The 22,131-nt window shown below is 71.4% G+C and carries 20 protein-coding genes and 1 tRNA gene; 8 read left to right on the top strand and 13 right to left on the bottom strand.

Features of this window, described 5'->3' with window-relative positions:
- Positions 1-13: 13 nt before the first annotated feature.
- On the top strand, positions 14-814 hold the full coding sequence (locus AB0917_RS03515) for a trans-aconitate 2-methyltransferase (RefSeq protein ID WP_366817779.1): 801 nt from the start codon (positions 14-16) through the stop codon (positions 812-814).
- Complete coding sequence (locus AB0917_RS03520) at positions 814-1,200, top strand: VOC family protein (RefSeq protein ID WP_366817780.1); 387 nt, start codon at positions 814-816, stop codon at positions 1,198-1,200. Before AB0917_RS03515 ends, AB0917_RS03520 begins: the two co-directional genes overlap by 1 nt.
- 3 nt (positions 1,201-1,203) lie before the next feature.
- Here AB0917_RS03520 and AB0917_RS03525 read toward each other — a convergent pair whose 3' ends face one another.
- The 3 genes from AB0917_RS03525 to AB0917_RS03535 all read right to left on the bottom strand — a co-directional run bounded on the left by AB0917_RS03525 (position 1,204) and on the right by AB0917_RS03535 (position 3,601).
- Complete coding sequence (locus AB0917_RS03525) at positions 1,204-1,806, bottom strand: Uma2 family endonuclease (RefSeq protein WP_366817841.1); 603 nt, start codon at positions 1,804-1,806, stop codon at positions 1,204-1,206.
- A gap of 113 nt (positions 1,807-1,919) precedes the next feature.
- Positions 1,920-2,600, bottom strand: coding sequence for a TetR/AcrR family transcriptional regulator (locus tag AB0917_RS03530; protein ID WP_176727325.1), 681 nt, complete (start codon positions 2,598-2,600; stop codon positions 1,920-1,922).
- Complete coding sequence (locus tag AB0917_RS03535) at positions 2,597-3,601, bottom strand: fatty acid desaturase (protein ID WP_366817781.1); 1,005 nt, start codon at positions 3,599-3,601, stop codon at positions 2,597-2,599. The genes AB0917_RS03530 and AB0917_RS03535 overlap by 4 nt, the downstream gene beginning before the upstream one ends.
- A 392-nt stretch (positions 3,602-3,993) precedes the next feature.
- Between AB0917_RS03535 and ppc the strand changes: the two genes are divergently transcribed.
- Positions 3,994-6,723: a phosphoenolpyruvate carboxylase gene (ppc, locus tag AB0917_RS03540; RefSeq protein ID WP_366817782.1), complete on the top strand. Its 2,730-nt coding sequence runs from the start codon at positions 3,994-3,996 to the stop codon at positions 6,721-6,723.
- 40 nt (positions 6,724-6,763) lie between these two features.
- Here ppc and AB0917_RS03545 read toward each other — a convergent pair whose 3' ends face one another.
- The 7 genes from AB0917_RS03545 to AB0917_RS03575 all read right to left on the bottom strand — a co-directional run bounded on the left by AB0917_RS03545 (position 6,764) and on the right by AB0917_RS03575 (position 12,563).
- Complete coding sequence (locus tag AB0917_RS03545) at positions 6,764-7,234, bottom strand: hypothetical protein (RefSeq protein WP_366817783.1); 471 nt, start codon at positions 7,232-7,234, stop codon at positions 6,764-6,766.
- A 75-nt stretch (positions 7,235-7,309) separates the two neighbouring features.
- Positions 7,310-7,903 carry an aminoacyl-tRNA hydrolase gene (gene pth / locus AB0917_RS03550; RefSeq protein ID WP_366817784.1) on the bottom strand — a complete coding sequence of 198 codons (594 nt, stop codon included), beginning with the start codon at positions 7,901-7,903 and terminating at the stop codon, positions 7,310-7,312.
- 249 nt (positions 7,904-8,152) lie between these two features.
- Entirely contained in the window at positions 8,153-8,737 is a 585-nt protein-coding gene (locus tag AB0917_RS03555) for a 50S ribosomal protein L25/general stress protein Ctc (RefSeq protein ID WP_366817785.1), read from the bottom strand.
- A gap of 206 nt (positions 8,738-8,943) precedes the next feature.
- Positions 8,944-9,921 carry a ribose-phosphate diphosphokinase gene (locus tag AB0917_RS03560; RefSeq protein ID WP_366817786.1) on the bottom strand — a complete coding sequence of 326 codons (978 nt, stop codon included), beginning with the start codon at positions 9,919-9,921 and terminating at the stop codon, positions 8,944-8,946.
- Positions 9,922-10,040: 119 nt separating this feature from the next.
- Positions 10,041-11,489: a bifunctional UDP-N-acetylglucosamine diphosphorylase/glucosamine-1-phosphate N-acetyltransferase GlmU gene (gene glmU, locus AB0917_RS03565; RefSeq protein WP_366817787.1), complete on the bottom strand. Its 1,449-nt coding sequence runs from the start codon at positions 11,487-11,489 to the stop codon at positions 10,041-10,043.
- Between the two features lie 108 nt (positions 11,490-11,597).
- A tRNA-Gln gene (locus tag AB0917_RS03570) sits at positions 11,598-11,669 on the bottom strand.
- Entirely contained in the window at positions 11,670-12,563 is an 894-nt protein-coding gene (locus AB0917_RS03575) for a hypothetical protein (RefSeq protein ID WP_366817788.1), read from the bottom strand. It lies immediately after the preceding tRNA gene.
- 156 nt (positions 12,564-12,719) lie between these two features.
- On the opposite strand from AB0917_RS03575, the gene AB0917_RS03580 reads away from it, so the two are divergent.
- A complete protein-coding gene (locus AB0917_RS03580; RefSeq protein ID WP_366817789.1) occupies positions 12,720-14,054 on the top strand; it encodes a histidine kinase in 1,335 nt (444 codons plus the stop codon).
- Between the two features lie 400 nt (positions 14,055-14,454).
- Here the strand turns inward: AB0917_RS03580 and AB0917_RS03585 are convergent, their stop codons facing one another.
- A complete protein-coding gene (locus tag AB0917_RS03585; protein WP_366817790.1) occupies positions 14,455-14,967 on the bottom strand; it encodes an SUKH-3 domain-containing protein in 513 nt (170 codons plus the stop codon).
- A 10-nt stretch (positions 14,968-14,977) separates the two neighbouring features.
- Positions 14,978-15,502: a YwqJ-related putative deaminase gene (locus AB0917_RS03590; protein ID WP_366817791.1), complete on the bottom strand. Its 525-nt coding sequence runs from the start codon at positions 15,500-15,502 to the stop codon at positions 14,978-14,980.
- A gap of 236 nt (positions 15,503-15,738) precedes the next feature.
- Between AB0917_RS03590 and AB0917_RS03595 the strand changes: the two genes are divergently transcribed.
- From AB0917_RS03595 to AB0917_RS03610, 4 genes are all read left to right on the top strand, one after another.
- Positions 15,739-16,716 (top strand): SMI1/KNR4 family protein, encoded by a 978-nt coding sequence (locus AB0917_RS03595; protein WP_366817792.1) that lies wholly within the window; start codon positions 15,739-15,741, stop codon positions 16,714-16,716.
- Positions 16,713-19,430: an SUKH-4 family immunity protein gene (locus AB0917_RS03600; protein ID WP_366817793.1), complete on the top strand. Its 2,718-nt coding sequence runs from the start codon at positions 16,713-16,715 to the stop codon at positions 19,428-19,430. The genes AB0917_RS03595 and AB0917_RS03600 overlap by 4 nt, the downstream gene beginning before the upstream one ends.
- A 256-nt stretch (positions 19,431-19,686) precedes the next feature.
- Positions 19,687-20,568: a cellulose-binding protein gene (locus AB0917_RS03605; protein ID WP_366817794.1), complete on the top strand. Its 882-nt coding sequence runs from the start codon at positions 19,687-19,689 to the stop codon at positions 20,566-20,568.
- 157 nt (positions 20,569-20,725) lie between these two features.
- A complete protein-coding gene (locus tag AB0917_RS03610; RefSeq protein WP_366817795.1) occupies positions 20,726-21,946 on the top strand; it encodes a cytochrome P450 in 1,221 nt (406 codons plus the stop codon).
- 56 nt (positions 21,947-22,002) lie between these two features.
- Here the strand turns inward: AB0917_RS03610 and AB0917_RS03615 are convergent, their stop codons facing one another.
- Positions 22,003-22,128, bottom strand: a complete 126-nt coding sequence (locus tag AB0917_RS03615; protein ID WP_366817796.1) for a DUF397 domain-containing protein — start codon at positions 22,126-22,128, stop codon at positions 22,003-22,005.
- Positions 22,129-22,131 lie beyond the last annotated feature (3 nt).

The following is a 22,131-nucleotide window of genomic DNA, read 5'->3' on the forward strand; positions in this document are numbered from 1 at the left end:
CTCCATGACGCCCATGACCACACCTACCTGGGATCCGCAGCAGTATCTGCGCCACGCGGACCACCGCACCCGCCCCTTCCACGACCTCCTGGCCCGCATCGGCGACCTCCCCGGCCACCCCGCACCCCGCATCGCCGACCTCGGCTGCGGCGCCGGCAACGTCACCGCCCTCCTCGCCGACCGCTGGCCGCAGGCGCGCATCACCGGCTACGACACCTCCCCGCAGATGCTCGCCGAAGCCGCCGCCCACGCCCGCCCGCCCCTGCTCGAATTCGCCGAGGCCGACGCCGCCACCTGGGCGCCCACCGAGACGTACGGCCTGATCGTCTCCACCGCCGCGCTCCAGTGGATCCCCGGCCACGCAGACCACTTCCCCCGCTGGCTCGACGCCCTCGCCCCCGGCGGCACCCTCGCCTTCCAGGTCCCCGGCAACTTCACCGCCCCCAGCCACACCCTCCTGGCCCAGCTCCGCGCGTCCGACCGCTGGCGCCCCCGCCTCCACGGCACCGGCGACCGCACCGCCGCCGTCCTGGACCCCACCGACTACCTCACCCGCCTGCGCGACCTGGGCTGCACCGCCGACGTCTGGGAGACCACCTACCTCCAGACCCTCCACGGCGACGACGCGGTCCTCGACTGGGTCAAGGGCACCGCCCTGCGCCCCGTCCTCACCGCGCTCGCCGACGACCCCGAGGCCCGCGACGCGTTCCTCACCGAATACCGCGACCTGCTGCGCGAGGCCTACCCGCCGGGCCCGCACGGCACGGTCTTCCCGTTCCGCCGTATCTTCGCCGTCGCCCGCAAGGAGAAGTGATGCCCGTATCCGCCGGTCTCGCCGCCGTCGACCACGTACAGCTCGCCGCCCCGCCCGGCTCCGAGGACGCCCTGCGCGCCTTCTACGCCGGAGCCCTGGGCATGACCGAGATCCCCAAGCCCCCGGTGCTCGCCGCCCGCGGCGGCTGCTGGTTCGCCGCCGGACCCGTCCAGCTCCACCTGGGCATCGAGGAGGACTTCCGCCCCGCGAAGAAGGCCCACCCGGGCCTGCGCGTCACCGGGATCGTGGAGTACGCGGCCCGCCTGGAGGCCCACGGCGTCACCACCGAATGGGACGACAACCTCCCCGGCCACCGCCGCTTCTACGCCCACGACCCGGCGGGCAACCGACTGGAGTTCCTGGAGCCGGAGCCTGCCGGGGCGTGACGCCTACAGCTCCTTGAGCGCGTCCGCCGAGGTGTCGATGTCCACGGGGAACGGCACACCCGTCTTCAGCCGGTCGTGATGGATGCCCGTCAGGGCGTACGCCTTCGTCACCGGGTCCAGCTCGTAGACCCGCACGACGGGGTGCTGGTCGGTGCCGACCATCTCCACCAGCCAGAAGTGCGGGATGCCGGCGGTCGCGTACTTGTGCGGCTTGGCCTCACGGTCACGGGCCTCGGAGTCGGGGGAGACGACTTCCACGGCGAGGAGGACATCGGCGGCCTTGAAATGCGTCTGCTCAAGGCCGGTGGTGGCTGACGCCCGGACAACGGACACGTCGGGTTCTGGGCCGTTACGTCGGTCCAGAACCACTGTCATTTCCCGTTCCACCTTCAAGTCCGTCGGAACGGTGCTGCGCAGACCATTCACCAGCAGGTCGATCGTCTTTTGGTGAAAGCGTCGCTGCGGACTCACGAAAACCAGGCTCCCGTCGATCAGCTCTGTGTGCGGCGGGAGATCGGGCAGCGTGAACAGATCGTCCACGGTGTATCCGTCCTGCGGGGGCACCGGCCAGCGGGAGCTGTGCGCGGTGGTCGGCTCGGCGGTCATGGTTCCTCCCATGGACGAATCCTCTGCCCTCCCGACCACACTACGGCGGGAAATCCGCACGCGTCATCACAACGGGTGACGAACTGCGGAAGGGTTTACGTGATCAGCCGCGATCAGCTCTTCCGGTGCCCTATCAGCCGGGGCTTCGACTCCAGGTTCTCCAGCCCGTGCCAGCACAGATTCACCAGGTGGGCCGCCACCTCCGCCTTCTTCGGCTTGCGGACGTCCAGCCACCACTGGCCCGTCAGCGCCACCATCCCCACCAGCGCCTGCGCGTACAGCGGGGCCAGCTTCGGGTCGAAGCCGCGGGCCTTGAACTCCAGGCCCAGGATGTCCTCCACCTGCGTGGCGATATCGCTGATCAGCGACGCGAACGTCCCCGTCGACTGCGCCACCGGGGAGTCCCGCACCAGGATCCGGAAACCGTCCGTGTACGACTCGATGTAGTCCAGCAGCGCGAACGCCGCCTGCTCCAGCAGCTCCCGCGGATGACCCGCCGTGAGCGCCCCCGTCACCATGTCCAGCAGCTGGCGCATCTCGCGGTCGACCACCACCGCGTACAGGCCCTCCTTGCCGCCGAAGTGCTCGTACACCACCGGCTTGGAGACCCCCGCACGGGCCGCGATCTCCTCCACCGACGTGCCCTCGAACCCCTTGTCGGCGAAGAGGGCCCGGCCGATGTCCAGCAACTGCTCGCGGCGCTCCTTGCCGGTCATCCGGACCCGCCGGGCCCGCCGGGACGGGGAAGGTCTGCTCTTCTCGCTGCTGGAGTCGGTCGCCACGTCGTCAATCATGCCGGGTCGGCCGGTACGGGCGTGCGCCGGGCATCGATACGCGCGGCATCCGGCCACCGCACGTCGTACGCCCAGCCCAGCTTCTCGAACCAGCGGATCAGCCGGGCGCTGGAGTCGATCTGGCCCCGCATCACCCCGTGCCGCGCGCTCGTCGGGTCCGCGTGGTGCAGGTTGTGCCACGACTCGCCGCACGACAGCACCGCCAGCCACCACACGTTCCCCGAACGGTCACGCGACTTGAAGGGGCGCTTGCCGACCGCGTGGCAGATCGAGTTGATCGACCACGTCACGTGGTGCAGCAGCGCGACCCGTACCAGCGAACCCCAGAAGAAGGCCGTCGCCGCACCCCACCACGACATCGTCACCAGACCGCCCACCAGCGGCGGGATCGCCAGCGAGAGCACCGTGAAGGAGAGGAAGTGGCGCGAGATCCCCCGGATGGCCGGGTCCTTGATCAGATCGGGGGCGTACTTCTGCTGCGGAGTCTGCTCCTCGTCGAACATCCACGCGATGTGCGCCCACCACAGCCCCTTCATCAGAGCCGGCAGACTCTCCCCGAACCGCCACGGCGAATGCGGGTCACCCTCCGCGTCCGAGAACCGGTGGTGCTTGCGGTGATCGGCCACCCACCGCACCAGGGGCCCCTCCACCGCCAGCGAACCCATCACGGCCAGCGCGATCCGCAACGGACGCCTCGCCTTGAACGAACCGTGCGTGAAGTACCGGTGGAAACCGATCGTGATCCCATGGCAGCCGATGAAGTACATCGCCACCATCAACCCGATGTCGAGCCAGCTCACCCCCCACCCCCACGCCAGCGGCACCGCCGCCACCAGGGCCACGAACGGCACCACGATGAACGCCAGCAGCGCGAACTGCTCGATCGACCTCTTCGTGTCCCCACCGAGCGTGGCGGGCGCAAGAGCAGAGGCGTCGGCCGGGACGGCGGACGCGGGGCTGGATGGGTCGGTCTCGTCGGTCACATGGCGCGTGGACGGCACAGGGGATCCCCCGGAGGGTGAGGAAGCGGTACGCGGACGGCCGTGGCTACGGTTCCGTAACCTACGGCTTGGTAAGTATGGCAGTGACGGGGCCCACAACACGAGAGGCCGGTCCAGCCCGTCGTACGCGGTACTCCGCCCGCCCGAGGGGTAGGGGCCCGGATGCTGACGGTGTTCTCCTGCCCCCGCCAGGGCAGCGGACACACCGAAGGCGACGACACCTATCCTTGGAAGGGTCGGACAGCGCGGTCCGCACCCGCTCGTCGGGGCGTGGCAACAGCACCGCTGCATGCCTCAGGGCCCCGTACCCCGCCACGCGCCTCCCACCCCGAACGTCACCGGGAGACGCCGAAGCGACGCACCTCCTCATTCACTGCAAGGAGCCGCACACTGTGAGCAGTGCCGACCAGACCCCCGCCGCCAGCCCCGAGCTGCGCGCCGACATCCGCCGCCTCGGCGACCTCCTCGGCGAGACCCTCGTACGCCAGGAAGGCCAGGAACTCCTCGACCTCGTCGAGCGAGTACGCGCCCTGACCCGCACCGACGGCGAAGCGGCGGCCACCCTCCTCGGCGACACGGACCTGGAGACCGCCGCACAGCTCGTGCGCGCCTTCTCCACCTACTTCCACCTCGCCAACGTCACCGAGCAGGTCCACCGCGCCCACGAGATGCGCGACCGCCGCGCCGCCGAGGGCGGACTCCTGGCCCGCACCGCCGACCGGCTCAAGGACGCCGACCCCGAGCACCTGCGCGCCACCGTCAAGAACCTCAACGTCCGGCCCGTCTTCACCGCCCACCCCACCGAGGCCGCCCGCCGCTCGGTCCTCAACAAGCTCCGCCGCATCGCCGAGCTCCTGGAGACCCCGGTCATCGAGGCCGACCGCCGCCGCCACGACCTCCGGCTCGCCGAGAACATCGACCTCATCTGGCAGACCGACGAACTGCGCGTCGTCCGCCCGGAGCCCGCCGACGAGGCCCGCAACGCCATCTACTACCTGGACGAGCTCCACGCCAACGCCGTCGGCGACGTCCTCGAAGACCTCGCCGCCGAACTGGAACGCGTCGGCGTCGAACTCCCCGCCGACACCCGCCCCCTCACCTTCGGCACCTGGATCGGCGGCGACCGCGACGGCAACCCCAACGTGACACCCGCCGTCACCTGGGACGTCCTGATCCTCCAGCACGAACACGGCATCACCGACGCACTCGAACTCATCGACTACCTGCGCGGCCTGCTCTCCAACTCCATCCGCTACACCGGAGCCACCGACGAGCTCCTCACCTCCCTCCAGGCCGACCTGGAACGCCTCCCCGACATCAGCCCCCGCTACAAGCGGCTGAACGCCGAGGAGCCCTACCGCCTCAAGGCCACCTGCATCCGGCAGAAGCTCGTCAACACCCGCGAGCGCCTCGCCAAGGGCACCCCCCACCGCCCCGGCTGCGACTACCTCGGCACCTCCGAACTCATCGCCGACCTCGCCCTCATCCAGACCTCCCTGCGCCAGCACCGCGGCGGCCTCTTCGCCGACGGCCGCATGGACCGCACCATCCGCACCCTGGCCGCCTTCGGCCTCCAGCTCGCCACCATGGACGTACGCGAACACGCCGACGCCCACCACCACGCGCTCGGCCAGCTCTTCGACCGCCTCGGCGAAGAATCCTGGCGCTACGCCGACATGCCCCGCGACTACCGGCAGAAGCTCCTCGCCAAGGAACTCCGCTCCCGCCGCCCCCTCGCCCCCACCCCCGCCCCGCTCGACGCGGACGGCGAGAAGACCCTCGGTGTCTTCCACACCATCAAGGAAGCCTTCGAACGCTTCGGCCCCGAAGTCATCGAGTCCTACATCATCTCGATGTGCCAGGGCGCCGACGACGTCTTCGCCGCCGCCGTCCTCGCCCGCGAGGCCGGACTGCTCGACCTCCACGCCGGCTGGGCCAAGATCGGCATCGTCCCGCTCCTGGAGACCACCGACGAGCTCAAGGCCGCCGACGTCATCCTCGACGCGATGCTCGCCGACCCCTCCTACCGCCGCCTCGTCTCCCTGCGCGGCGACGTCCAGGAGGTCATGCTCGGCTACAGCGACTCCTCCAAGTTCGGCGGCATCACCACCTCCCAGTGGGAGATCCACCGCGCCCAGCGCCGCCTGCGCGACGTCGCCCACCGCTACGGCGTACGCCTGCGCCTCTTCCACGGCCGCGGCGGCACCGTCGGCCGCGGCGGCGGCCCCTCCCACGACGCGATCCTCGCCCAGCCCTGGGGCACCCTCGAAGGCGAGATCAAGGTCACCGAGCAGGGCGAGGTCATCTCCGACAAGTACCTCATCCCCGCCCTCGCCCGCGAGAACCTGGAACTGACCGTCGCGGCCACCCTCCAGGCCTCCGCCCTGCACACCGCGCCCCGCCAGTCCGACGAGGCCCTCGCCCGCTGGGACGCGGCCATGGACACCGTCTCCGACGCCGCCCACAGCGCCTACCGCAAGCTCGTCCAGGACCCCGACCTCCCGGCCTACTTCCTCGCCTCCACCCCCGTGGACCAGCTCGCCGACCTGCACCTGGGCTCGCGGCCCTCCCGCCGCCCCGGCTCGGGCGTCTCGCTCGACGGGCTCCGCGCCATCCCGTGGGTCTTCGGCTGGACCCAGTCCCGCCAGATCGTCCCCGGCTGGTACGGCGTCGGCTCCGGCCTCAAGGCCCTGCGCGAAGCCGGACTCGGCACCGTCCTCGACGAGATGCACGAGCACTGGCACTTCTTCCGGAACTTCCTCTCCAACGTGGAGATGACGCTCGCCAAGACCGACCTGCGCATCGCCCGGCACTACGTCGACACGCTCGTCCCCGACGAGCTGAAGCACGTCTTCGACGCCATCGAGGCCGAGCACGCGCTGACCGTCCAGGAGGTCCTCAAGGTCACCGGCTCCACCCAACTGCTCGGCACCAGCCCGGCGCTCCAGCAGACCTTCGCCATCCGCGACGCCTACCTGGACCCGATCTCCTACCTCCAGGTCTCCCTGCTCGCCCGCCAGCGCCAGGCCGCCGCACGCGGCGACGAGCCCGACCCGCTCCTCGCCCGCGCCCTGCTGCTCACCGTCAACGGAGTCGCGGCAGGCCTGCGCAACACCGGCTGACGCACGGCACGGACACCGAAGGCCGACCGGGGCGGCCCTGCTACAGCGCGACGAACGTCGCCACCAGCAGGGCCGCCCCCGCCGTTCCGGCCCCCCACGCCGTACGCGGCATCCGCAACCCGCCACCGATCACCAACCCGGCCAGCACCAGCGCCCCGCCCAACGGCATCCAGGCATGCAGAAAGCCCGGCACCCCCGCGCGGACCACCGCATCGGTACCGGGCTTCACCACCACCGGGAACCGGTCGCCCTCCGCCGCCGCGACCGACCTCGCAACCGTCACCCGCGCCCGCGCCGACGACATCGCATCCGGCTCGTACCGGCCGGTGCACTCCTCCGCACCGCACTCCGTCACCGTCAGCGTGCCGTGCTCACGCCCCTTGGCCAGGACCACGTGGTGCGCGGTACCCCACGACGACCACGCCCCCGCGACCAGCAGCACCACGGCCACCAGCCCCATGGCCGTCCGCCGGCCCACGAGCGCCGCACGCCGGGAAGAGCTCCGTTTCATGGGGGCAGATCCTTGGCCAGAGCACAGCCCCCGGTCAACCCGTGGCCGAAAAACGCCCCACGAGGGACAGGAATATCACGAGTTGTACGCGCTCTGCGCCCGCTCCAGCCCCTCCGCCAGCAGACACTCCACCGCATCCGCCGCCCGGTCCACCAGGAACGCCAGCTCCTTGCGCTCCACCGACCCGAAATCCTTCAGCACGAAGTCCGCGACCTGCATCCGCCCCGGCGGCCGCCCGATCCCGAACCGCACCCGGTGATAGTCCGGACCCATCGACTTCGTCATCGACTTCAGCCCGTTGTGCCCGTTGTCCCCGCCACCCAGCTTCAGCCGCAGCATCCCGTAGTCGATGTCCAGCTCGTCATGGACCGCCACGACATGATCCAGCGGCACCTTGTAGAAGTCCCGCAACGCCGTCACCGGACCACCCGACAGATTCATGTACGACATCGGCTTCGCCAGCACCACCCGCCGGCTCCCCGGACCCGGCGGACCGATCCGCCCCTCCACCACCTGCGCCTGCGCCTTCTGCGCCCGCTTGAACTTCCCGCCGATCCGCTCGGCCAGCAGATCGGCCACCATGAACCCGACGTTGTGCCGGTTCGCCGCGTACTCGGGGCCGGGATTGCCCAGGCCCACGATGAGCCAGGGGTCGGTGGCGTCGGACATCAGCGCTCGGTCTCCTCGTATGCGGGGCGGGGCGGGGCGGGGGAGGGCAGGGATCGTACGGGCCAGGAATCGTACGGGGCACGGGCCGTACGGGACAGGGACCGTACGGGGCACGGGCCGTACGGGACAGGGGTACGGGTCACAGATCGCACGCGGGGCGCACAGGCCACAGGCAAAACGGGGCGGCGGCACCCCCGGAAGGGAACCGCCACCCCGTCAGTCGAGCAGGTGGAACGGGAGCGGCGAGGCTCAGGCCTCGACGCCCTCGCCCTCGCCGTCCGCGGACGGCTCCTCGGCCTGCGCGGCGACGACCTGGATCACGACGGCGTCCGCGTCATCGGCGAGCACGGAGCCCTCCGGCAGCGGGATGTCCTTCGCGAGGATCGAGGCACCGGCGTCCAGGCCCGCGACGGAGACCGTCACGGACTCGGGGATGTGGGTGGCCTCGGCCTCGACGAGCAGCGTGTTCATCACGAACTCGAGCAGGTTGGCACCCGGCGCCAGGTCGCCCTCGGCGTGCACCGCGATCTCGACGTTGACCTTCTCGCCGCGCTTCACGGTCAGCAGGTCGACGTGCTCGATGGTGCCCTTGAGGGGGTGACGCTGCACGGCCTTCGGGATGACCAGTGCGTCCTTGCCGTCGATCTCCAGACCGATCAGCACGTTGGCCGTACGCAGCGCGAGCAGCAGGTCGTGACCCGGCAGCGTGACGTGGACCGGCTCGGCGCCGTGGCCGTAGACGACACCGGGAACCTGGTTGGCACGGCGGATACGGCGGGCGGCGCCCTTGCCGAACTCGGTACGGACCTCGGTGGCGAGCTTGACCTCAGCCATGTTGCACTCCTCGTCAGGGGGGAGAGCCGTCGGGTGACGGAACTCGAACGGTCACCCGGCCCACGACAGGCCTGCTACGAAGAGCGCGTCGATAACGGACCGCCGTACACACAGGTACGGCCTCCCTCGCCGAGCAACTCGCTGAGTCTACCCGGCGGGGAGGCCGCACCCCAAAGTGGATCAACAGCGGGCCACAGGCCCCGCTGTCAGCCCTGCTCCTCGAAGAGGCTCGTCACCGAACCGTCCTCGAACACCTCACGCACCGCACGCGCGATCGTCGGCGCGATCGACAGCACCGTGATCTTGTCCAGCTCCAGCTCACCCGGGGTCGGCAGCGTGTCCGTGAACACGAACTCGCTCACCTTCGAGTTCTTCAGCCGGTCCGCCGCCGGACCCGACAGCACACCGTGCGTCGCCGTCACGATGACGTCCTCCGCACCGTGCGCGAACAGCGCGTCCGCGGCCGCACAGATCGTGCCACCCGTGTCGATCATGTCGTCGACCAGTACACAGACCCGGCCCTCGACGTTACCCACGACCTCGTGGACGGAGACCTGGTTCGGCACGTCCTTGTCACGGCGCTTGTGCACGATCGCCAGCGGCGCGTCCAGCCGGTCGCACCAGCGGTCCGCGACCCGCACCCGGCCCGCGTCCGGAGACACGACCGTCAGCTTCGAACGGTCCACCTTCGCGCCCACGTAGTCCGCCAGGATCGGCAGCGCGAACAGGTGGTCCACCGGACCGTCGAAGAAGCCCTGGATCTGGTCCGTGTGCAGATCCACCGTGAGAATCCGGTCCGCACCCGCCGTCGCCATCAGGTCCGCCACCATGCGCGCCGAGATCGGCTCACGGCCACGGTGCTTCTTGTCCTGACGGGCGTACCCGTAGAACGGCACGATCACCGTGATCGAACGGGCCGACGCGCGCTTCAGCGCGTCCAGCATGATCAGCTGCTCCATGATCCACTTGTTGATCGGAGCCGTGTGGCTCTGGATCAGGAAGCAGTCCGCGCCACGTGCCGACTCCTGGAAGCGCACGTAGATCTCACCGTTGGCGAAATCGAAAGCCTTCGTCGGCACGAGACCGACACCCAGTTGATGTGCGACCTCCTCGGCCAGCTCGGGGTGGGCGCGGCCGGAGAAGAGCATCAGTTTCTTCTCGCCGGTCGTCTTGATCCCGGTCACAGCACAGTCTCCTCAGACGTGTATCTGGCGCTGCACGCATAGGTCCCGATGTGCAACGAGCCAGCCGAAATGGGTGAGCATCTATCACGGTACGCCGTCACCGGCGCGCCTGTTTCCGGTCAGCTTTCGCCGTCAGTGCCCTGCGGCGACGCCTGAGCAGCCTGAGCGGCGGCGCTGCCCGGACGCTTCCGGGCCACCCACCCCTCGATATTCCGCTGCTGGCCCCGCGCCACGGCGAGCGAACCGGACGGGACATCCTTCGTGATGACCGACCCGGCGGCGGTGTAGACCCCGTCCCCGACCGTGACCGGTGCCACAAACATATTGTCCGAACCGGTACGGCAGTGAGAGCCGATCGTCGTGTGGTGCTTGGCCACCCCGTCGTAGTTCACGAAGACGCTGGCGGCACCGATGTTGGTGTGATCGCCGATGGTCGCGTCGCCGACGTAGCTGAGGTGCGGGACCTTCGTCCCTTCCCCGATCGTGGCGTTCTTCATCTCCACGTACGTACCGGCCTTGGACTTCGTCCCCAGCCGCGTCCCCGGCCGCAGATACGCGTACGGCCCCACCGACGCCCCCGGCCCCACCTCGGCCGAGTCCGTCACGGAGTTGTCGACGCGGGCCCCGGCGTGCACGACGGTGTCCTTGAGGCGCGAGTTGGGCCCGACCTCGGAGTCCTCCGCGAGGTGGGTGCTGCCGAGCAACTGCGTCCCGGGATGCACGACGGCATCCCGCTCGTACGTCACCGTCGCGTCGATCAGCGTGGACGCCGGGTCCACGACGGTCACGCCCGCGAGCATCGCCCGCTCCAGCAGCCGCTCGTTCAGCAGCCGGCGCGCCTCGGCGAGCTGGAGCCGGTTGTTGATGCCGAGGATCTCCCGGTGGTCGCCCGCCACGGACGCCCCGACCCGGTGCCCCGCCTCACGCAGGATGGAGAGCACATCGGTGAGGTACTCCTCGCCCTGGCTGTTGTCCGTACGCACCTTGCCCAGCGCGTCGGCCAGCAGCGACCCGTCGAACGCGAACACCCCGGAGTTGATCTCCGAGATCGCCCGCTGCGCCTCGGTGGCGTCCTTGTGCTCGACGATCTCGGTGACCGCACCGGTGGCGGGGGCGCGCACGATGCGCCCGTAACCGGTGGAGTCCGGGACCTCGGCACTCAGGACGGTGACCGCGTTGGCGTCGGCGGCGTGGGTGGCGGCGAGCGCGCCGAGCGTCTCGCCGGAGAGCAGCGGGGTGTCGCCGCAGACGACGATCACGGTGCCGTCGACGGACCCGCCGAGCTCTTCGAGCCCCATGCGGACGGCGTGCCCGGTCCCGTTCTGCTCGGCCTGGAAGGCGGTGCGCACGGGGGCGTCGCCGGCGTTCAGGTGCGCGGTGACCTGCTCACTGGCGTGACCGACGACCACGACGAGGTGCTGGGGGTCCAGCTCACGGGCGGCGGCGACGACATGTCCGACGAGCGAGCGCCCGGAGATCTCGTGCAGGACCTTGGGAGTCTTCGACTTCATGCGGGTGCCCTCACCCGCTGCGAGGACGACGACGGCTGCCGGGCTGGTTGTGCTCACGGATGTGCCCTTCGGCTTCGGGTGGTGGTCATCCGCAGGATACCGGGGGTGTTTCGGCGGGATACGGGGGCGGGCCCCGACCGGTGTGGTCGGGGCCCGATGCGTGAGCTCCGCCGGCTGGATTCGAACCAGCGTCTCAAGGCTCCAAAGGCCTGCGGGATGCCGCTACCCCACGGCGGATCACGCCTCAACCCTACCGGTTCGATCACCGTCCTTGAGCCGGGAGGTGGCCGCCTCGGCGATCCCCGACCACCACCCTTCGATGCGGCGGTAGAGGGTGGCGCCCTTGGCGACGCGGATGACCAGACACCCCCGGTACGCCTCGCCCACATTCTTCCGGATCGTCCTCGGATTGTGCTTTTTGAGGGTCGTCTTCCGGAGGTCGGAGACGTCGATGCCGACCAGGTCGGCCCAGTAGCGCTCGGCGGCCGGGACGTCGGCGGTCTCGTGGATCATCACCCGGTAGGAGAGGCGGTCCCGCCCCACCTCCAGCAGATCCAGCCACGCCAGGTAGACCGCTATGACACCCGGGTCGCTGTTGATGAAGGTGACGTTCTCCCGCCGGTCGTAGACCTTGTCCTTGCCCCCCTCCGCCCAGTACAGGGCGACGCCGGTGTAGAAGAGCTCCTGGTCCGACATGGCCACGGTCTCATCCCGGGCGGCCGCCTTGGTCCGCTGCCGCTCTGCGTCGCGCACCGCCAGTTCGTGGTCCCAGCGCATGCGCCCCGCGAGGCGCGCCTGTTCGATGGCGCTACGGCTGCGCTCCGGCTTCGGCAGGTCCCGTACCCAGAGGGAGATGGACCCCTTGGAGCACCCCAGCTCCACCTGGATCTGGTCGTACGTCATGCCCTGGAGGCGCAACTCCCTGGCCTTCGCCCGTACGTCGTCCTTGGCGTTCGGCCGTTTCGTCCACTCCGGAGCGGGCTCGCCCTGGAGGAGGCGGTTGAGGATGTCGTTGTTGTCGACGTGGAGGCGGTCGCGGATCTGGCGGCGGCTGAGCCCCTCCCGGCGCAGCGCCACCGCCTGGGCGCGCAGGCCCTCGAAGTCGGCGTACTTGCTCGTGGTCTCCGTCATGGGAAAAGCGTCGTCCGCTATGCGGACGCCCGGATCGAAAACGCGGTCGATTCGCTATTTCAGGCGATCGACGTGTGTTTCGTGCACGTTCGAACGCGGAACGTGCTGTTGCCGGTCCCCGGAAAATGAGATGCGACCGCCCGTAGGCTGGATGCCATGACCGCAACGGGGGCAGACCGGGAGGCGGCGGGATCGACCACCCGCGGCTACTGGTGGTGGGAGCGGCGGCGCAGTGTCGCCCTGGATGTGGGGCTGGCGCTGGTGTCGGCGCTGGAGTGCGGCCTGGAGGGGGTCGATTTCGCCGGGGACGCCGGATTGCCGGCGCCGGTGGGCGTGGTGTTCGGGTTGCTCGCGGGCTCGGTGCTGCTGGTGCGGCGGCGGTGGCCGATCGCGGTGGTGCTGGTGTCGATCGCGACGACGCCCGCCGAGATGGGCTTCCTGATGGCCCTGGTGGGCCTGTACACGCTGGCGGCGTCCGAGGTGCCGCGCCGGATCACCGTCGTACTGGCGGGGATGTCGTTGGTGGGGACGTTCATCGTCACCTACGTGCGGCTGCGGCAGAGCGTCGCGGAACAGGCCGATTTCGGGCCGGGGGACTGGTATGTGCCCGTGGTGTCCATCTTCATGTCGGTGGGGCTGACGGCTCCCTCCGTGTTGTTCGGCCTCTACATAGGGGCGCGGCGCCGCCTGATGGAGAGCCTGCGGGAGCGGGCGGACTCGCTGGAGCGGGAGTTGTCGCTGCTGGCGGACCGGGCGGAGGAGCGGGCCGAGTGGGCACGTACGGAGGAGCGGACCCGGATCGCGCGGGAGATGCACGACGTGGTGGCCCACCGGGTGAGTCTGATGGTGGTGCATGCGGCGGCGCTTCAGGCGGTGGCGCCGAAGGACCCGGCGAAGGCGGTGCGGAACGCGGCGCTGGTGGGGGACATGGGGCGGCAGGCGCTGACGGAGTTGCGGGAGATGCTGGGGGTGCTGCGGAGTGGGGACGCGTTGATCGCGCCGGTTGCCGCGGGCGCGGTTCCGTTGGCTTCGGTGGGGCAGGCGGCTGCGGCGGCCGCTGCGGCGGCGTCGGAGGACGGGCCCCGGCTGAGTGAGCTGGAGGCGCTGGTGGCGCAGTCGCGGCAGGCGGGGATGGTGGTGGAGCTGTCGGTGGACGGCGAGTTGCGTCCGTACGCGCCCGAGGTCGAGCAGACGGCGTTCCGGGTGGTGCAGGAGGCGTTGACGAACGTGCACAAGCATGCGGCGGGGGCGAAGACGTGGGTGCGGCTGGCGCACCGGGGGGCCGAGGTCGCGATGCAGGTGGAGAACGGTCCTTCGGACGCGGCGGTGGCGGATGCGGGGCTGCCGAGCGGGGGGAACGGGCTGGTGGGGATGCGGGAGCGGGTGTTGGGGCTGGGGGGTGTGTTCGTGTCCGGTCCTACGGACGCGGGTGGGTTCCGGGTGTCGGCGGTGCTGCCGGACGGGGCGGGCCCCTCCATCCCGTCCGGCTGACCCGGACCAGGCACCCTAGCCCGTCCGGCGTTTGAGGCGGGGGCCGAGCACCCCAGCCCGTCCGGCGTTTGAGGCGGGGGCCGGCCACCTCCGTCCGTCCGGCGTTTGAGGCGGGGGCCGGCCATTCCAGCCCGTCCGGCGTTTGAGGACGGAACCGTTGCTCGGGACGAACGGGCACCATCACGTCCCCGGACACGGAGGGGCGCCGCTCCCCACAGCCAGGGTTCCGTCCTCGAACGCCGGACGGGCTGAAGTGGGCCGGGCTTCCGTCGCCAAGCGCCGGACCGGGCTGAAAGGCGGCCGGGCCGGGACGGGAAGGCGGCCGGGTAGGGACGGGAAGGCGGCCGGGCCAGGCCGGGCCGGGAAGGCGGCCCGGACAGGGAGGCGGCCGGGCCGGGGCTCAGGCCCCCGTCAGGCGTGTCGGTTGCGTGCCCGTGAGCAGGGTTGCCAGGGCCTCGTCGATGTTCTGGCCGAGGAACCAGTCGCCGGTGTGGTCGATGCTGTAGACGCGGCCCTCGGTGTCGATGGCGAGGACCGCCTGCTCCTCGCCTTCCGCCCCCAGCGGGGCCACCTCCGTCTCCAGGGCCCGTCCCAGGTCGCCCAGGGTCCGGGCGAGGTGGAGGCCGTGCAGCGGGTCGATGCGGACGGCGGCGGGTGCGATGTGCCGGCCCGGCGCGGTCGCGGCGATGTCGAGGGTCCCGAACTCCGCCCAGGCCTCGACCGCGGCCGGGAAGACCGCGTGCCGGTGTCCGGCGGGCGAGGTGTGGGCGCGCAGGGCGTCGGCCCATTCCTCGGCCTGCCGGATGTCCCAGCGCCCGGGTTGCCACCCCGCTTCGCGGAGGGCGGCGTCGACGGCGACGGGGAAGCGGGTGGAGTTGTGCTGCTGCGGAAGGTGCGGGAGCTGGTCGTGCATGGGTGGGCGGTCAGCCCTTCTCGGCGGTGGTCGCGGCGCCGGTGGTGGTGAGGTCGACGGGGCGTACGCCGAAGTGGGCGAGGAGCGCCGAGCAGGATCGGCACGGTGGTGCGTAGCTGCCGTGGAGCGGGTCGCCGTCCTCGCGGATGCGGCGGGCGGTGAGCCGGGAGTGTTTGAGCGCGCGGCGGGCCTCCCCGTTGGTCAGGGGTTTTCGCTGGGCGCGTTTGGAGCGGCCGCTCTCGGCGGCGGTGAGTTGCCGGGAGAGCAGTATGGCTTCGGGGCAGCGGCCGGTGAAGCGTTCGCGCTGGCCGCTGGTGAGGGTGTCGAGGAAGTCCTGGACGAGCGGGTGCAGTACCGGTGGCTGGTCTCCCTTGCCGGCGGTGCAGGTGAGTGTCTCTCCGCGTACGGACAGCGCGGCGGCCACGGCGGGGAGGATCCCGTCGCGGCGGTGGAGCAGGTGGGGCGTGTGGCTGGTCTCGGTGCTGCTCCAGTTGAGTCGCGGGTCCCCGGATGTGACTGTTTGTGCTGAATGCATGGTGCTGTCGTCCCTCCCTGCAATCCCCCGAGTTGCGGGGACAGCCTGCCAAATGTGCAGGGTGGTGGGGAAGCTGGGTGGGGGAAACGTGTCTGCGTGTCGCCCGAAGGGGGGAGAGCGTCGCCTCGCTGTCATGGGAATGTGACTGTTGGTGACGGATTCGGCGGGGCGGGATCCCCTGTCGCCCCACCGCTTAGGCTGTGCGGAACCACCAGACGCAGCAGGGGGCAACCGCCATGACGACAGGTCGGCTCGGGCAGCAAGCCGCGCCACCGAACGCGGCCTATGCCGGTCAGGTCGTGCATTTCCCGGATCCGGTCCGGGCGTCCCGTCACCCCAGAGGTGTGCGCGTGGGCGGGGGCGGCCATCCGGATTTCTCGCCGTATGCGCGGGCCGCGGCGGAGATCGCCGATCCGCCGCAGGGTTTCGGTATCGACGAGCTGCGGCTGACCGATTACGTGTCGGCGAACGCGGCGATGGCGGCGTCCGGGCATGAGCTGTGGGACACGATTCCGGCGGTGGCGACGCCGCACGGCTGGACCTGGCACCACGTGGCGGGTGGCCGGCGGATGGAGCTGGTGCCGGTCGAGGTGAAGGCGCTGCTGCGTCATCACGGTGGTCTGGCGACGACGGAGGTGGACCAGAACCGGCGGGGTACGCGTCCGTTGCAGGAGACCCGTCCGGCGCATTTCCGGTTGCCCAAGGGTGCGGTCGCGGTGAGCGAGCAGCAGATCCAGGGTGTCGAGGAGGATCTCGGTTACCGGTTGCCCGGTGCCTACCGTTCGTTCCTGAAGGCGGCGGGTGGTTCGGCCCCGGTGGGTGCCGCGCTCGACGCCGAGCTGGGGTTGCTGGTGGATCAGCCGTTCTTCACGGTGCGTGACGAGGCCGCGGTGAACGACCTGGTGTACGTGAACAAGTGTCTGCGGGACCACTTCACGAAGGACTACCTGGGTGTCGCTTTCGTACAGGGCGGGATTCTGGCGGTGAAGGTGCGCGGGCAGGATGCCGGTTCGGTGTGGTTCTGTCCGTACGACGATGCCCGGGACCAGGACGGCTGGAGCGTGCAGGAGCGCGTCGAGCGGCTGTTGCTGCCCTGCGGTGCGGACTTCGATGCCTTTCTCCAGCGTCTGGCGGGTAATCCGCCGGAGCTGGAGACGGTGGCGAACCTGATGGTGGACGGCGGCTTCGCGCGTGCTGTCCCGGTGGAGGGGTGAGCGCGGTGGTGACTTTCGCGCAGGCGCAGGAGCGGGCGGACGAGTGGGTGAACGGTGATGTGCCCGCGTATCAGCACCGTGAGGTCCGGGTCCGTGAGTTCGAGCTGGGGTTCGTGGTGTGGGCCGAGGACCGGGCGGAGGGTCCGGTCTCGGACGGTGGCCGTCAGCGGCTGGTGATCGCCCGGGACAGCGGTGAGGCGACGTTGTGGCCGGGGCTGCCGGTGGGTGAGGTGATCCGGCGGTACGAGGAGGAGTACGGGGTTCCGGCGGGTGCGCCGGCCGCTGCTCCGGAGCCGCCGCAGCGGGTGGATCTGAATCAGACGTCGTTCCTGTTGACGCCTCCGGAGTGGCTCCAGGAGGCGGCGGACAAGCTGGGGATTCCGGATCACCGGGCGGAGCGGCGGGCGGCGGAGGAGGCGGCGGACGCGGCTGCCTCGGCCGGAGCTGCGCCCCCATCCCCGTCCCCGTCTCCGTCCTCTTCGGCGTCGACAGCCGGGGCCGGGGCCGGAGCTTCTTCGGCGTCGGCGGGGTCCTCGGCGGGCCCGGCGTCGGGCGGGACGCCCGTCGCCGCTCCTGGCGATGAGCCCGAGCGCGCCCCTGCGGACGCCGCGCCGTCCGCCGCCGGGCCCGTCCCGGTGGATGCCACGCCGCCTTCGCCGTCCGCCTCCCCGGCCGCCGCTTCGGGGACGTCCGGTGGCCCCTCGCCCTCGTGGCCTGCCGCGGGTGGCGGTGCGGACGGGGCCTACGAGCCCACCGCCTCCGACGGTGTGCCCGCCGGGTCGACCCCGTGGGCCGGCACGGACACCAACTCCTCCGACTCCGACGACGGGGCGGTGCCGCTGCCGGCGACGGTGTTCGCGCCGCCGCTCTCGGGGACGGACGACGAGGGGGCCCCGCCGCCGGTGGTGTCGGCGGAGGCGCCGACCGCACTGATGTCGGGGGGCAGCCAGCTGCCGCGTACGCAGGTGGCGCCCGCGCTCAAGCCCGACCAGGGCGCACAGGGCGCCCCGAGTTCCCCGGGCTCGCAGGGTGCCGGGGACATCGCGGACGCGGCCACCAGCAAGGCCGTGGTGCCGCCGCGAGGTTCGCGCGGGGCGGGTGCGACGACCCCGCCGCCGCCCGGTGCGCCCGGGGTCCCCGGGGCGACGCCGCCGCCTTCGGGTCCGGGTGCGCCCGGCGCTCCGGCGGGCGGGTACATCCCGACGCAGCTGGTCTCCCAGCTCGGCCCGCCCGCGCCCGGCGCCACGCCGCCGCCCGGTGCACCGCAGCCCCCCGGTCCGCCCGGTCCTCCGCCGGGTGCCACGCCGCCTCCGGGTGGCGGGGTCCACCATGCGGCGACGATGCTCGCCGACGGGAGCAGCATCGGCGCGGGCGTCCCGTCCCCGGGCGCGCCCCGCCCGCCGGGCCCTCCCGGCGCCCCGGGCGCTCCGCTGCCGCCGGGTCCTCCTGGTGTCCCCGGCGCCCCGCAGCCGCCCGGTCCGCCCGGTCCGCCCGGTCCTCCGCCGGGTGCCACGCCGCCCCCCGGCGGCGGGATGCACCACGCCGAGACGATGTTCGCGAACTCCGGCCCGATCCCGGTCCCCGGCCCGCCCAACCCTCCGGGTCCCCCCGGTCCTCCGGGTGCGCCCGGGGTTCCGCAGGGCGGCGCCCCGGGCCCCGGCCCCGTACACACGCCGCCGCCCGCCGGTCCGCACACGCCGCCGCCCCCGGCGTACGGCTATCCGCAGCAGCCGAGCGGTCTGCCGACCGTGGGCCCCGGCTACCAGGCGGTGCTGCGGTTCCGGGCGCCGGACGGCAGTGAGCAGCAGTTGATCCGCCGTTCGGCGCCGGGTACCCCGCACCCCGAGTGGCAGATGCTGCACGAGCTGCGGGCGATGAACGTGCCGCCGCAGCAGGTGATCGAGCTGCACACGGAGCTGGAGTCCTGTGAGCTGCCGGGCGGGTACTGCGCCCGGATGATCCGGGAGACCTGGCCGCAGGTGCGGATCACCAGCGTGGCGCCGTACGGCACCGATCACGCGAGCCGTCAGCAGGGCATGCAGCATCTGCTCACCCATCAGGGCGAGCTGCATCAGGTGGCGGACGGTCCGGCGCGGCCGGCTCCGGTGCGGGCGCCGTTGCCGCAGATGCCTCCGGCTCCGGCGCTGCCGCCGGAGGCGGTGGCCGAGGAGTTGTTGCAGGCGTTCGGTCCGCAGGGGATTCTGCGGTTCGATCAGCGTGCGGTCTCCCGTCAGGGGGTGCCGGAGGTCGTGGCGCGGACCCTGGTGTGGGCGGGGCTGCCCGGCGATTTCGGGCCGTTCTTCTGGGCGCAGCCGGGGCAGCCGGTGGTGCCGACGCTGGGTGAGCTGGCGGCGCAGCGGCAGGTGCAGGCGGCGCCCTACGCGGGGTCGTACCTGGTGATGGGTACGGACTTCGGGCGGGCGATCTGTGTTCAGTACGGGACGGCGAACATCGTGGCCGTGCCGGTGGAGGCGGGTCCGGGCGGTCAGGCGGTGGCGCCGCAGTTCGTGAACACGGGGCTGCCGGAGTTCGTGCGGTCGATGGCGTTGCTGGGCCGGATGTGGCGGCTGCGGTTCGGGCTGACTCCGGAGCAGGCGGGGCGTTGGACCGTCGATTTCCAGGCACAGCTGGTGGCGCTGGATCCGGCGGCGCTGGCGTCGCCGGAGAGCTGGTGGTCGGTGCTGCTGGAGCAGATGTGGGACGGTCTGCTCTGATCCGTACCCCTGGCTGACCACGGCTGAGAATCGTTGTAGGAGGCACCCGGTCCGGGACGGATCGGGTGCCTTGCCGCGTACCGGGCGTGTGACGCCCGTCGCTTTCCGTCCTGAAAGCGCCTGATCGATTCCGACTTCCGGTCCCAATTGCCGCATCCTTGACGTATCGCGGGGAGACCCGTGTGCGCCTGCTGTGTGCTCGCGTGTCCGTGTGCCGGTGTGTCGGAGAGAGGCTTCAGGGATGAGTGCTGGACCGATGTCTGCGTTCGACGTCGTGGGCGTGCGGGGGCGTGGCTACCGACAGGAGCAGGTGGACCGGATGGTGGCGGTCCGGTCGGCCGAGCGGGAGACGGCGCTCGCGGAGGCCGTGCGGCTGGAGGGGCTGGCGCAGGAGCTGGCGGCGGAGGCGGCCCGGCTGGCGGAGGTCGTGGCGGGGCTGCCGGAGCAGGATTACGCGGAGCTGGGGGAGCGGGCCCAGCGGATCCTGGGGCTGGCGCGGGAGCAGGCCGAGTCGCTGCGGGCGGACGCGGAGGCGGCGGGCCAGGAGCTGGCGGACGCGGCCGACGCCGAGGGCCGGGCCTTGGCGGACGCGGCGCGGGCGGCGGCGGAGGCGGTCCGGGCCGCCGCTGTGGCGGCGGCGGAGGAGCGGGTCGCCGAGGCGGTGCGGGAGGCGGAGGGTGTGCTCGCCGCGGCCCGCAAGGAGGCCGAGGAGGTGCGCGGGGCGGCCGAGGAGGCGATGGCGCAGACCCGGAGCCGTACGGCGAGTGTGCTGGCCCACCAGGAGCAGGAGCACGCGGAGCGCCACCAGGCCGTCGAGGCCGAGATCGCCGCCGCGGAGGCGGAGCTGGAGGCGCGCCACACGGAGCTGACGGACCGGGCGGAGGCGCTGCTCGCGGAGGCGGCCCGTGGCCTGGCGGAGGCGCAGGAGGCGGCGCGCCACGGCCAGGAGGACGCGGAGGCGCGGGCGGCCGGGATCCTGTCGGAGGCCCGGGTGCGCGAGGAGCGGATCGTGCGGGAGACGGAGCGGGTGCTGCGGGAGCACGAGGAGGGCCGCGAGGAGGTCCAGGCGCACATGGCACACGTCCGCAGCTCGCTGGCGGCGCTGACGGGGCGGGTGACGGCGGGGGCGGAGGACTGAGGGCCCGGCGGGCCTTGGACTCCTTGACCTTTCGATCCCTTGCCCCCTTGCCCCCTTGATCTCTTGATCTCTTGACGAATGTCCGTGAGCACGAGCTGATTGGCTTGGCCGGTTGGCCGGTTGGCACGATTTCCGTCCCCGGCTCGAGGGAGCGTTCATGTCCGTCCAGGCGCCAGATCTTCTGTCACCCGAGTTCGAGAAGGATCCGTATCGGGCGTACCGCCTGATGCGTGAGGACACGCCGCTCATGTGGCACGAGGCCACCGGCAGTTACGTCGTCTCGCGTTACGAGGACGTCGAGCGTGTCTTCAAGGACAGGGACGGTGCCTTCACCACGGAGAACTACGACTGGCAGGTCGAGCCCGTGCACGGGCGGACGATCCTCCAGCTCAGCGGGCGCGAACACGCCGTGCGCCGGGCCCTGGTCGCGCCGGCCTTCCGCGGCAGCGACCTGCGGGAGAAGTTTTTACCGGTCATCGAGCGGAACTCGCGTGCGCTGATCGACGGGTTCCGCGGCTCCGGCTCCGCCGACCTGGTCGCCGATTACGCCACCCGCTTCCCGGTCAACGTCATCGCGGACATGCTCGGGCTGGACACGTCCGACCATGAGCGCTTCCACGGCTGGTACACCACGGTCATCGCCTTCCTCGGCAATCTCGCGGGTGACCCGGAGGTGGCGCGGAACGGTGAGCGTACGCGCGTCGAGTTCGCCGAGTACATGCTGCCGATCATCCGGGAGCGGCGCGCGGCTCCGGGCGATGACCTGCTGTCGACGCTGTGCACCGCGGAGGTCGACGGTGTCCGGATGACCGACGAGGACATCAAGGCGTTCTGCAGTCTGCTGCTGGCCGCCGGAGGCGAGACCACCGACAAGGCGATTGCCGGGATCTTCGCCAACCTGCTTCTCCACCCGGAACAGTTGGCGGCGGTCCGCGCCGATCGCGGCCTGATTCCCCGGGCCTTCGCCGAGACGCTGCGCTACACGCCGCCGGTGCACATGATCATGCGTCAGTCGGCGACGGAGGTGGCCCTCAGCGGTGGGACCGTACCCGCCGGAGCCACCGTCACCTGTCTGATCGGCGCAGCCAACCGTGACGAGAACCGCTACCGGGACCCTGACGTCTTCGACATCTTCCGTGAGGACCTGACCACCACGACCGCCTTTACGGCGGCGGCCGATCATCTCGCCTTCGCTCTCGGCCGCCACTTCTGCGTCGGCGCCCTGCTGGCCAAGGCCGAGGTCGAGATCGGCGTCGGCCAGTTGCTGGACGCCATGCCCGATCTCCGTCTCGCCGACGGCTTCGACCCGGTCGAGCGCGGCGTCTTCACCCGGGGGCCGCAGAGGCTGCCGGTCCGCTTCACCCCGGTGTCCGGCTGACCGGAGCGCGCCACTGGTGGGGCCCGGTCCTATGGGGCCGGGTCCCACGCGGCGCGTCAGCGGATGGTCACCGCGCCGACGAACGCGGCCCACGCGGCGGTTGGGAGGACGACGGCGGGTCCGCGGGGGTTCTTGCCGTCACGGACGGGGATGGCACCGGGGAATCCGTCGGCCATCTGCACGCA

Origin of the sequence: Streptomyces sp. NPDC007346 (assembly GCF_040703535.1) — a bacterium.
GTDB lineage: Bacteria > Actinomycetota > Actinomycetes > Streptomycetales > Streptomycetaceae > Streptomyces.

Coding starts and splice junctions, on each gene's coding strand:
- AB0917_RS03515 (WP_366817779.1), top strand. CDS start 14: ATGACCACACCTACCTGGGATCCGCAGCAGTATCTGCGCCACGCGGAC.
- AB0917_RS03520 (WP_366817780.1), top strand. CDS start 814: ATGCCCGTATCCGCCGGTCTCGCCGCCGTCGACCACGTACAGCTCGCC.
- AB0917_RS03525 (WP_366817841.1), bottom strand. CDS start 1,806: ATGACCGCCGAGCCGACCACCGCGCACAGCTCCCGCTGGCCGGTGCCC.
- AB0917_RS03530 (WP_176727325.1), bottom strand. CDS start 2,600: ATGATTGACGACGTGGCGACCGACTCCAGCAGCGAGAAGAGCAGACCT.
- AB0917_RS03545 (WP_366817783.1), bottom strand. CDS start 7,234: ATGAAACGGAGCTCTTCCCGGCGTGCGGCGCTCGTGGGCCGGCGGACG.
- pth (WP_366817784.1), bottom strand. CDS start 7,903: ATGTCCGACGCCACCGACCCCTGGCTCATCGTGGGCCTGGGCAATCCC.
- AB0917_RS03555 (WP_366817785.1), bottom strand. CDS start 8,737: ATGGCTGAGGTCAAGCTCGCCACCGAGGTCCGTACCGAGTTCGGCAAG.
- AB0917_RS03575 (WP_366817788.1), bottom strand. CDS start 12,563: ATGACGGAGACCACGAGCAAGTACGCCGACTTCGAGGGCCTGCGCGCC.
- AB0917_RS03580 (WP_366817789.1), top strand. CDS start 12,720: ATGACCGCAACGGGGGCAGACCGGGAGGCGGCGGGATCGACCACCCGC.
- AB0917_RS03585 (WP_366817790.1), bottom strand. CDS start 14,967: ATGCACGACCAGCTCCCGCACCTTCCGCAGCAGCACAACTCCACCCGC.
- AB0917_RS03590 (WP_366817791.1), bottom strand. CDS start 15,502: ATGCATTCAGCACAAACAGTCACATCCGGGGACCCGCGACTCAACTGG.
- AB0917_RS03595 (WP_366817792.1), top strand. CDS start 15,739: ATGACGACAGGTCGGCTCGGGCAGCAAGCCGCGCCACCGAACGCGGCC.
- AB0917_RS03605 (WP_366817794.1), top strand. CDS start 19,687: ATGTCTGCGTTCGACGTCGTGGGCGTGCGGGGGCGTGGCTACCGACAG.
- AB0917_RS03610 (WP_366817795.1), top strand. CDS start 20,726: ATGTCCGTCCAGGCGCCAGATCTTCTGTCACCCGAGTTCGAGAAGGAT.